Origin of the sequence: Anabaena sp. CCY 9402-a, from assembly GCF_963920945.1 — a bacterium.
Lineage (GTDB): Bacteria > Cyanobacteriota > Cyanobacteriia > Cyanobacteriales > Nostocaceae > Trichormus > Trichormus minutissimus.
Genome location: NZ_CAWUDL010000119.1, coordinates 1 through 11193, shown reverse-complemented (window position 1 = coordinate 11193; position 11193 = coordinate 1). Strand labels below are relative to the sequence as shown.

Genomic DNA, 11193 nt, shown 5'->3' with positions numbered 1-11193 from the left:
GTCTATCTTTTTAGGCTGGAAACTCGCTCAGGGTTGACTTGTGTATACACGGTAGTTCCCTACTAGGGAAGGGGGTTAGGTCAATGATTTGTCTACATCACCTGAGAATCTAAATCATCATGCAGTTGACGGCTAAACCGGAACGTACTTATGGGTTGGTGGTGGGTATTGAAAAATATCACGAACCTCAATGGAATGTATTCGGAGGGGGACAAGCCGAAGACGCGCTGAGGTTTGCGCGGTGGTTGTGTGGGTGTGGTGTACCACAGGGGAATATTCGGCTGTGCTTGTCGTTATTGCCAGAAAATGATCACTTGGTTGGGGAATGTGAGTTAAAGGTAGAGTTAGCAACAGAACAAAATCTCTACGATATTGTGACTAACTTTCTCTCTCGACAGTCGGGAGATTTACTCTACATTTTTTGGGCTGGGCATGGTTTGATTTCTTCAGAACGAGAACGCAGGTTGATTTGTGCTGATGCGACTAAACAGAGTTGGCTAAATCTAGATTTACATTCTTTGCTGCTGTTATTGGGTTCTGATAGGTTTGGCATTCGCCATCATGTCTGTATTATTGATGCCTGTGCTAATTATCTTAGAGAAACACCAACTAATTTAGGTGGAAAAACATTTCCTAGTGGGAAGCCAAGAACGGATAGTCAACAGTTTGTGTTACTGGCGGCGCGGGAAGGAGAAACAGCTAAGGTAAACTCGGCAGAGAAAACGGGGTATTTTTCCCAAGCGGTGAGGGAGGTTTTAATACAAGGGAATGAAAGCTTTCCGCCGGATATGTTGGTGGTTGCGGAACAGGTTAAACAGCGTTTGCAGAGTTTGGATAAAAAACAAACGCCCATCTATCTTTATCGCCGCAGTTGGGATGGTGATCAAGAAGAATCTGTGATTGGGACGCAAACTGCACCACAAAATCTGCCTCGGAGTGGGGTGAAAAAATTTGTGGGGAGGGAAGAAGATTTAGAAACTCTATACACACAGTTACAGCAAACGCAACGAGTGGCGATTACTACTGTGACTGGTATGGGTGGTATTGGTAAAACTGAACTAGCACTGCAATATGCCCAATATCATTGGGAGCGAGGTACATATTCGGGTGGGGTTTGTTGGTTGCGGGTGCAGGGTGAAGATGCGGGAACTCAAATTGTCAAGTTTGCTATAGAAAACTTAGGTTTGCAGCTACCGGAGGATTGGGATTTACAAACTCAAATTAATTACATCTGGCGGCGATGGACGAAGGGTGATGTGTTGTTAGTTTGGGATGATGTGAGCAAGTATGAGCATATAGAACCTTACTTACCACCCACTGAGCTAAGGTTTAAAATACTCATCACTACACGGCAACAGTGGTTAGGTGAGTCTTTTGAACGGTTGTGCTTAGAGGTGTTGGAAGAAAAAGCCGCTTTAGAGTTGTTGGTGGCTTTTGTTGGGGATGAGCGCATACAAAGGGAATTACAGGAGGCAAAACTACTCTGTGCTGATTTAGGATTTCTGCCCTTGGGTTTAGAGTTGGTAGCGCGATATTTGCAACGCAAACCTGACTTGTCTGTAACTAAAATGCGGCAAAGATTAGCGTTGACACATCGTTCAATGCAAGAGCGTTCAGCAGAAATGACAGCACGCCGAGGTGTTGCTGCTGCTTTTGAGTTGAGTTGGCGGGAATTAAATAACCAAGCTAAAGATTTAGGCTGTTTGCTCAGTATGTTTGCTCTTGCTCCTATTCCTTGGAATTTGGTGGAAAGGTGTTTACCTGACCAAGACTCAGAAGATTTAGAAGATGTCAGAGATGATTTTTTAGTAGGTTTGAGTTTACTTGAGCGCACGGGAGAAGAAACTTACCAATTGCATCAGCTAATTCGTGAGTTTATGAGGAATAGGTTAGAAGAATTAGCGGAAGCAGATAAACTCAACGGCAGATTTTGTCAGGTAATAGTAAAAGTAGCACAGAGTATTCCTGATTCACCTACACTGAGAGACATTGCCAATGTTACTGATGCTATCCCTCATCTTGAGGAAGTTGCCACAGTTTACCCAACTTGGTTAAATGATAATGATTTAATTTGTCCTTTTGCAGGCTTATACCGATTTTACGCAGGTCAAGGAGCTTACGAGCAAGCTTTACCTTGGTTGAAAAAATGTGAGTCAACTGCTAGAGAACGCTTTGGGGACGAACATCCCTCTGTGGCAACTAGCCTGAACAATTTGGCTATGCTCTACCAATCCCAGGGCAGGTACACCGAAGCCGAACCTTTATTAGTCGAAGCGTTGGCGATGACAAAACGCCTGCTGGGGGATGAACATCCCTCTGTGGCAATTAGCCTGAACAACTTGGCTCTAATCTACCAATCTCAGGGCAGGTACAGCGAAGCAGAACCTTTGTATATCAAGGCTTTGGCAATGTATAAACGCCTGCTTGGAGATGAACATCCCAATGTGGCACGAAGCCTGAACAATTTGGCTCTAATCTACAATTTCCGAGGCAGGTACACCGAAGCCGAACCTTTATTAGTCGAAACTTTGGCAATGTATAAATGCCTGCTTGGAGATGAACACCTCGATGTGGCAACTAGCCTGAACAATTTGGCTATGCTCTACCAATCCCAGGGCAGGTACACCGAAGCCGAACCTTTATTAGTCGAAGCGTTGGCGATGACAAAACGCCTGCTGGGGGATGAACATCCCTCTGTGGCAATTAGCCTGAACAACTTGGCTCTAATCTACCAATCTCAGGGCAGGTACAGCGAAGCAGAACCTTTGTATATCAAGGCTTTGGCAATGTATAAACGCCTGCTTGGAGATGAACACCCCTCTGTGGCAACTAGCCTGAACAATTTGGCTCTAATCTACAATTTCCAAGGCAGGTACAGCGAAGCCGAACCTTTATTAGTCGAAACTTTGGCAATGTATAAACGCCTGCTTGGAGATGAACACCCCGATGTGGCACGAAGTCTGAACAATTTGGCTCTAATCTACAATTTCCAAGGCAGGTACAGCGAAGCCGAACCTTTATTAGTCGAAACTTTGGCAATGTATAAACGCCTGCTGGGGAATGAACACCCCGATGTGGCACGAAGCCTGAGCAATTTAGCTATGCTCTACCAATCCCAGGGCAGGTACAGCAAAGCCCAACCTTTATTAGTCGAAACTTTGGCAATGTATAAACGCCTGCTGGGGGATGAACATCCCGATGTGGCACTCAGCCTGAACAATTTGGCTTTAATCTACCAATCCCAAGGCAGGTACAGTGAAGCCGAACCTTTGTTCATCGAATCTTTAGACATGAGAAAACGCGTACTAGGGAATGAACATCCCTCTGTAGCAATAGGCCTGAACAATTTGGCAGCATTCTACCAGTCCCAGGGTAGGTACAACGAAACCGAGACTTTATACATCGAAGCTTTGGCGATGACAAAACGCTTACTGGGGGATGAACACCCGAATGTCGCACTCAGTCTTAGTAATTTGGCTGACCTCTATTGTTCCCAGGGCAGGTACAGCGAAGCTGAACCCTTGTCTATTGAGTCTTTGGCGATGTATGAACGCCTGCTGGGAGATGAACATCCAGATGTGGCACTTAGCTTGAAAATTTTGGGTTACCTCTACAAATCTCAGGGAAGATATAGCGAAGCCGAAACTTTGTTCATCAAAGCTTTGTCCATGACAAAACACTTGCTGGGAGATGAACATCCAGATGTGGCAACTAACCTGAACACTTTAGGAGAAATCTACTATTCCCAGGGACGTTACAACGAAGCCGAACCTTTATTAGTCGAAACTTTGGCAATGAGAAAAAACCTGCTGGGGGATGAACACCCCGATGTGGCAACTAGCCTGAACAATTTGGCTATGCTCTACCAATCCCAGGGCAGGTACAGCGAAGCCGAACCTTTATTAGTCGAAGCGTTGGCAATGAGAAAACGCCTGTTGGGGGATGAACACCCCAATGTGGCACTCAGCCTGAACAATTTGGCTATGCTCTACAATTCCCAGGGAAGGTACAGCGAAGCCGAAACTTTGTTCATCAAAGCTTTGGCAATTTTGGAACAACGGTCAGGGGCAAGTCATCCCAATACAATTACTGTGCGAGATAATTTGGAATATTTGCGCCGGAATAATTCGTAATTCGTAATTTGTAATTTTTAGCTTTGTGAGCCTTTGAACTCCGTCAACGAGTATTTTTGCTCCGTGAACGAGCCTTTGAACTCCGTCAACGAGTATTTTTGCTCCGTGAATGAGCCTTTGAACTCCGTGAATGAGTATTTTTGCTCCGTGAACGAGTCTTTGAACTCCGTGAACGAGTATTTTTGCTCCGTGAATGAGTCTTTGAACTCCGTGAACGAGTATTTTTGCTCCGTGAATGAGTCTTTGAACTCCGCGAACGAGTATTTTTGCTCCGTGAACGAGCCTTTGAACTCCGCGATCGCTCCGATCGCAATAAAATACTCTAATGTATCAGAAGATTTTTAAATTCTTTCCCCTACACCCCTATACCCTTACACCCCTATACCCCTTCCCCAATGGCAGATATAATCGAGTTTTACAAAAAAATCTATGGTTGCTGCTAAACGAGTTTATCTATTATTACTTTTGGGTTTAGCGATCGCTCTCCTATTATCCTTTTTCATCAGCATTCCCGCTAGCATCGCTATCACCCTCATCTTTGATATCGCTGTCTTAGCTTTAATGGTTATCGATGGTTTGCGTGTGAAGCCTCTGCGGGTGCAAATCACTCGCCAGTTACCATCCCGCTTTTCTATTGGACGGGATAATCCGGTTGTACTGACAATCACATCGGAGAAAACTAACGCCATTATTCAAATCCGCGACTATTACCCCGCCGATTTTGGCGTATCCACACCTACATTAAATACCACAGTTCCCGCCAACACTACCCAAGAATTAACCTACACCGTCTACCCCAAACAGCGCGGCGAATTTAATTGGGGGAATATTCAAGTCAGACAATTAAGTCCTTGGGGTTTAGCTTGGGATGATTGGCAGATTCGCCACGCTACCACAGCTAAAGTTTATCCTGATTTAATTGGATTGCGATCGCTCTCCATCCGCCTGACATTACAATCATCTGGTGCTATCCGCCAATCAAAACGATTAGGTATTGGTACAGAATTTGCCGAATTGCGGAACTATCGCACTGGTGATGATTTGCGCTTAATTGATTGGAAAGCTACAGCTAGACGGGTGGGGACACATGGAAATACACCGCCTTTGGTGCGGGTGCTAGAACCAGAACAGGAACAAACCTTATTGATTTTACTAGACCGTGGGCGATTGATGACCGCTCAGGTACAGGGTTTGCAACGCTTCGACTGGGGTTTGAATGCAACCTTATCTCTCGCCTTAGCGGGATTACACCGAGGCGATCGCGTGGGTGTGGGTGTATTTGATAACCAAATGCACACATGGATGCCACCGGAACGGGGACAACATCATTTAAATCAACTCATCGACCGTTTAACCCCAATTCAACCAGTTTTATTAGAATCAGACTACTTGGGGGCTGTAACTCATGTAGTCCAGAAACAAACTAGGCGATCGCTGGTGGTAATTATTACAGACTTAGTAGATGTCACCGCTTCTACTGAACTGCTGGCGGCGTTGTCTCGGTTAGCACCCCGCTATCTACCATTTTGCGTCACCCTGAGAGATCCCAAAGTAGATAATCTAGCTCACACTTTTACTGATGATGTGACGCAAGCTTACACCCGTGCAGTGGCTTTAGATTTATTAGCACAGCGTCAGGTGGCTTTTGCTAAGTTAAAACAAAAAGGTGTGTTGGTACTAGATGCACCAGCTAATCAAATTAGTGATCAGTTGGTGGAAAGGTATCTGCAACTCAAAGCCCGGAATCAACTTTAATCGTCTCCTATTTAGAAATATTTCAACCGGATTTGGATACTAGTATTTGGCCCAGCTAAGAAAAAGGCTGCATCACCAAATTTGGGTGGACTGGTGCGAATTTCGGGGTTTCTGGAAAAGCCAAAGCCTTCGGTGGGCATACCTAGAAGATTTCTATTTAGAGTGCGATCGCTATTTTGATCGTGAATTGCAGCGACAGCATAACTACCTGCTTGTAAGTTATCAAAGGTAATTGTTAAGGGAGTTTCGCTAATTTTACTACATTGATTGCTGACAACACGTTGGCGATCGTTGGGAAATCCTTGACTGCTAGCAAAGACATTAACGCAGACTAGCCCGTTTTGGTTTTTCAAGCCATCAATTTCTACGGTTAGTTTGCCGTTGAAGTTAGCCTTAACACTTGATGTCCATAGTAGGTTTCCTCCCACTGTCAGCAGCATCATGCTAACTATCATTTTTTTCAGCATAAGATTGTTGGTTAAAATAAATACTATCGGCTAGTGCAGATTCATCCTGACACGAAACTGTAAATCTATGCAAGATAACTAGGTATTGGAAAAACAAGGTAGCTAATGACTATTGACTGGAATATTGATGATGAACTCAGCCCCTTTTCCCACAGTTGATACACAATTCATCTGTCCGCCGTGTTTTTCTACAATGATTTGATAGCAGATAGACAGCCCCAATCCAGTTCCTTTACCCACAGGTTTGGTCGTAAAAAATGGGTCAAATAATCGTTTTTTGACATCTTCTGGAATGCCTAAACCATTATCAGCTATACGAATTATGACGTGCTGATTGTTAATGTTTTCAGTGCAAATCCGAATTTCCGGTTTAGTTAATCCTAACTGTTGACTATTCACCATTGACTCTTCCAACGCATCAATAGCATTAGTCAGAATATTCATAAATACCTGATTGAGTAATCCAGCATAACAATCTACTAGAGGAAGATTGCCATATTTTTTAATAATGCTAATATTTTGGTCATTTTTATGATGATTGAGCCGACTTCGTAAGATTAACAGCGCACTATCAATACCTTCGTGAATATCAACTATTTTTCTGTCAGATTCATCTAATCGCGAGAAATTTCTCAGGGAGTGAACAATCTGAGTAATGCGTTCGCAACCAGTTTGCATAGAAGTCAAAAGGTCGGGTAAATCGTTGACGATAAAATCTAATTCATTTTCAAGGATTGCAGTTTTAATCTCGTCTACTGGCTGTGGATAATATTTGCGATACAAATTGATCAGATGAAGTAAATTGTGACTGTAGTCAATCGCGTGGGCAATATTACCAGCAATAAAGTTGATCGGATTATTTACTTCATGGGCAATACCTGCTACCAACTGACCTAAAGCAGCCATTTTCTCATTTTGTAATAGTCGGCTATAGTTCTTCTTTAAGTCACGAAATCCAGCCTTGGCTAGCTGAGATTGTTCTTCTACACGTTGTAGTTTATTGAGAGTAAGTGAGTGAATGTGAGAATTAGCTAAGAGTAACTGATGAAAATCAACTATGCCATAATTACCAGATTGATTTTTAATGATAATTGGTTCATAAACAAGTTCAGGCGATCGCTGCAATACTAGCTGAGTGGCTTCCACAATCAGCATATCTTGATCAAGTATGAACACATCAGGTTGCAGGAAGTTATATAGAGTTTCGATAGGACGCATCGAAAACAGTCCAAAACTATAGGGGCGACTCATATGCTCAAAAAATCTCCGCCGCGACATCATCCCCACAAAAGTCTCATTTTGAGTTAGGATGATCCCTGGCAACAATGGCTCTTGCTCAAAATGTTTAATTAATTTATTTCCGGGAAGATTTAGCTCAATTTGAATTTCCCACATTGGTAATTCTTTTAAGGTCGAATCTAATTGCAGGTTCAAATCATTAGCACTAGTCATGCTATGAATAGCAAGCATAATCTCCATCCTTTTCTCTTGAGGTGGTATGGCAGGTTTTTGCAATGAAAAAATTATTTTATAGTTCCAGCGCAAATCACTAGAACTAGCATTATGACCATACCTAGTCTTCCCAAAAGTGAGTTACAAATCTTAACTAGAGTGATAGTTTAGCCAAGATTCAATGAATCTTCATTTTTTGTACTAGTTCTCAGTCCTTTTTTCTTGAAGGAGCGATCGCCAATCTGCTAAAGTTGCTTCTGTCCACAGCCAATTATTGCTTAATTTATTAATTTGAAAGTTCAACGGATCGTTCTCTAGAACTGTTTGCCGTAATTTTATAGCCTCGTTAATATATTGAGTTCGTCTATTCCCTGAAAAACTCTGTGCAGACTTATATAGTCCTAGGGCTAAACCAGCATAGGAAGTTAATAAATCATCAGGTACTTTTGTCTGAGAACCTGACTTTTGCGCTTCGAGTGCTAAACTTGAAGCCCTAAACCATGAATTATTAGCCCGATTTACGTTACTTTCAGCATAGTAGGCAAATCCTAAAGCGTTCTTATATAAAACCGAGTCTGGATTAGCTTTAACAGCATTTTCCCAGTAACGGCGGGCATCATCAATACCGTATTTTGTGTTTCCTGTTTGCAGAAATTGCCAAACTAATCGCCCCCTGAGAAAGTTAACAGATGCCTTTTGGGCTTGCTTGGAGGGAATCAAATTCAAGGCGGTTTCCGCAGGAGGTAGTACGTTGCGATTTAAGAGTTCTTCTACAGCTTTTAAACCTGCGTCCAAGTCACCTTGATTTAATTTTTCTGTAGCAATGGTTGTTACCATCTGTGTAGGCATTTGCCTGATATCAGTGGGAATTTGAACTGGGCTGGATAAAGGCTGGGTAGGGATGAAGGGAATGTCACGTAAGAGTGATTGTCTATTTTGCCACCACCAAATAAAACCTAACACAGTAGCGATCGCACCCGCCCCAATTATCGCTAAAATCGTCCACTGTTGACGACGCTGACGTGTCCTTGATGATAACAAACGTAAATTCTGCAAATTTGCTGGCGAGTTTTGGGCTGTTCCATTACTGGTTACAGGTAATATTCTTGGTGACTCTGTTTCTCTGGGTACAGCAGCCATTTGACTTGCCGAGAGACGATGATCTGGCATCTGCTGTCTAACTTCTTCTATGAGATCAGGTACTTCATTCTCAGGGGTTTGCTGATCTAGTTGACGAAATATATCAGACACAAAAGCACAATCTTCTGCATAGCTGGGATCATCGTACTCAATTTCATCGACTAAATCACCCCAAGTATCTTCTCCTAGCCAGTCTAAACCAGAATTATCACGGGCTAACCCAGAGGGAATCATCCCCTCAATAGGTACAGACATTTCCGCATCATCCACTACAGCAGAATAAGTTGCTGTAGTAGTTGAAGTTGCTGTCAGAGGTGGGCTATACTCCGCCAAGGAATCTGCACTGCTATGAGAAGCGGTTTTTGGATATAGAAAGCCTTTAAATCCTGGCTGGAGATATAAAATTGGTAATGCCCAGTACAGCTGATGTGAACCATAGGCGGAAATTAATCCCTGACGGACTCGACTCACACATAAATCTACGGGATACCCTTGACTGAGGTTGCGGTAAAATAGTTGGGTGAGTGTCAATGCCACTTCATCAGGAATCCTTTCTGACATTGCTAAAACGCTCTGAATGCCGCGCTTGACTAAGCTTTCTGTCAAGTTACGTTCCCATGAGTCTTGAGGAATATCGGTGGTAGCGGTGTATGTTCCCCAGCAGGAGTTAAATACCGCCATTTTGATGTTGTTATTAACTAGTAAACCCGCTAAATCATCACCACTGAGGGTTTCTGTCAAACCTGTTCTATTGCTGACAAGGTAAATTTCCCCGCCGCTAGGCCCTATGTTACTGTGACCAGAGTAGTGGAGAACATGAAATTTTCCTTGTTCTAAAGCTTGGGTTAATTCTTCCCTACCAGGTTGTTCTAGCAAGGTGAGTTCAATGTCTGGCAGATAATGACCATCCTCTAAGGATATAGGGAGTTGACGGTGCAATTCAGCCCGTAGTTTGATGGCTTCTTGTTTAAGTAAATCCAAACTACTTTGATCCGTGGGGGATGCCAATACCATCAAAACCCTAATTCCACCATCATCCGGGAGTTTAGTTCTATTGCTAGAGGGGAAGCGAGAGGCTGGGGAAATACCACTTTGGTAGCGAGAGAAAGCTATGTAAGGGCCTGTTGCTAAGGGGCGATCGCCTGCGTGCATGACTTCCCACGGCAGACGTGCTAACTTATTATCCTTCAGACCTAAACGCAGACGCAGTACCTGTTGTTGATTCTGGGCAATACCTTGGGCTGTAATCCAACTATCTCTGAGAGTACCTTGAAACAGTGCATTATAAAGTTTCTGACCCAATGCCACTAAATTAACAGAGTTCTTGGCGATCGCACTAGAGGCGATCGTCTCTCCCTGTAATATTATCTTCAATGGGTCATTCATCAGATGCCCAGCAGATGCCAACCATTCAGCCACAGGCCAAGTCACTAGTTCTTCTGCCAATGGGACTCCAGGCGCGACTTGTTCCGTCCGCACCAAGTAGTCATTTTGCCCTACTGGAGTCACGGAAATGTGAAATTCCTGGGTCACAACTTCTCCTGTCCGCCTCCTAAATCTAATTTGAAACGCGAAAGTTTCAATTCGATTTTTTGCTCCTTTTGATACTGTAGATGGATTCGACCACTGATTGTTTCTAAAATAAGTGGCTTTGCTTTCTCTACATTTACAACTTTATCCGGATTAGTTGACATCTGCCCAGAAAAATGTATCGGTAGATGCACCTTAATCTTCAAATCCCCTCGTTAGCTAACACCTGACTAGGGGTTTTTTCTATTAATAATACAAGGTAAATAGGGTAAATTCTCTTATGACCAACGGATATTAATGAAGCCTGGAGAGTTAAAATGGTATCTTATAATACTTGATATATGTTAAGCTTAATGAATACACCCTGATAACTAACTCCCCTGGCTTGGCTAACACCTGACTGGGGGCTTTTTTTATGTCTAGCCATCAATAATTAGCGAATTTGAGAAATTTGTCCTGAAACTACTCAATAGAGGTAGAACAATTAATTGGTAGATGCACCCTGATAACTAACTCCCCTGGCTTGGCTAACACCTGACTGGGGGCTTTTTTTATGTCTAGCCATCAATAATTAGCGAATTTGAGAAATTTGTCCTGAAACTACTCAATAGAGGTAGAACAATTAATTGGTAGATGCACCCTGATAACTAACTCCCCTGGCTTGGCTAACACCTGACTGGGGGCTTTTTTTATGTCTAGCCATCAATAATTAGCGA

The 11193-nt window shown here is 43.1% G+C and carries 5 protein-coding genes; 2 read left to right on the top strand and 3 right to left on the bottom strand.

Annotated features, from left to right (window positions below; genetic code table 11):
* The first annotated feature begins 119 nt into the window (after window positions 1–119).
* Both ACM0OR_RS26530 and ACM0OR_RS26525 read left to right on the top strand, forming a co-directional pair.
* Window positions 120–4133: a tetratricopeptide repeat protein gene (locus ACM0OR_RS26530; RefSeq protein ID WP_414579416.1), complete on the top strand. Its 4014-nt coding sequence runs from the start codon at window positions 120–122 to the stop codon at window positions 4131–4133.
* Between the two features lie 429 nt (window positions 4134–4562).
* Window positions 4563–5888, top strand: a complete 1326-nt coding sequence (locus tag ACM0OR_RS26525; RefSeq protein WP_414579415.1) for a DUF58 domain-containing protein — start codon at window positions 4563–4565, stop codon at window positions 5886–5888.
* Between the two features lie 11 nt (window positions 5889–5899).
* Here ACM0OR_RS26525 and ACM0OR_RS26520 read toward each other — a convergent pair whose 3' ends face one another.
* From ACM0OR_RS26520 to hetF, 3 genes are all read right to left on the bottom strand, one after another.
* The gene (locus ACM0OR_RS26520; protein WP_414579414.1) at window positions 5900–6355 is read right to left on the bottom strand and encodes a DUF2141 domain-containing protein; all 456 of its coding nucleotides are present in this window, start codon (window positions 6353–6355) and stop codon (window positions 5900–5902) included.
* A gap of 102 nt (window positions 6356–6457) precedes the next feature.
* Window positions 6458–7825 carry a sensor histidine kinase gene (locus ACM0OR_RS26515; protein ID WP_414579413.1) on the bottom strand — a complete coding sequence of 456 codons (1368 nt, stop codon included), beginning with the start codon at window positions 7823–7825 and terminating at the stop codon, window positions 6458–6460.
* 183 nt (window positions 7826–8008) lie between these two features.
* Window positions 8009–10480, bottom strand: coding sequence for a cell division protein HetF (hetF, locus tag ACM0OR_RS26510; protein ID WP_414579412.1), 2472 nt, complete (start codon window positions 10478–10480; stop codon window positions 8009–8011).
* Between the last annotated feature and the right edge of the window lie 713 nt (window positions 10481–11193).

What these genes read in the sequence shown, in the direction of transcription:
- ACM0OR_RS26530 (WP_414579416.1), top strand. Translation starts at nt 120, where the DNA reads ATGCAGTTGACGGCTAAACCGGAACGTACTTATGGGTTGGTGGTGGGT.
- ACM0OR_RS26525 (WP_414579415.1), top strand. Translation starts at nt 4,563, where the DNA reads ATGGTTGCTGCTAAACGAGTTTATCTATTATTACTTTTGGGTTTAGCG.
- ACM0OR_RS26520 (WP_414579414.1), bottom strand. Translation starts at nt 6,355, where the DNA reads ATGCTGAAAAAAATGATAGTTAGCATGATGCTGCTGACAGTGGGAGGA.
- ACM0OR_RS26515 (WP_414579413.1), bottom strand. Translation starts at nt 7,825, where the DNA reads ATGCTTGCTATTCATAGCATGACTAGTGCTAATGATTTGAACCTGCAA.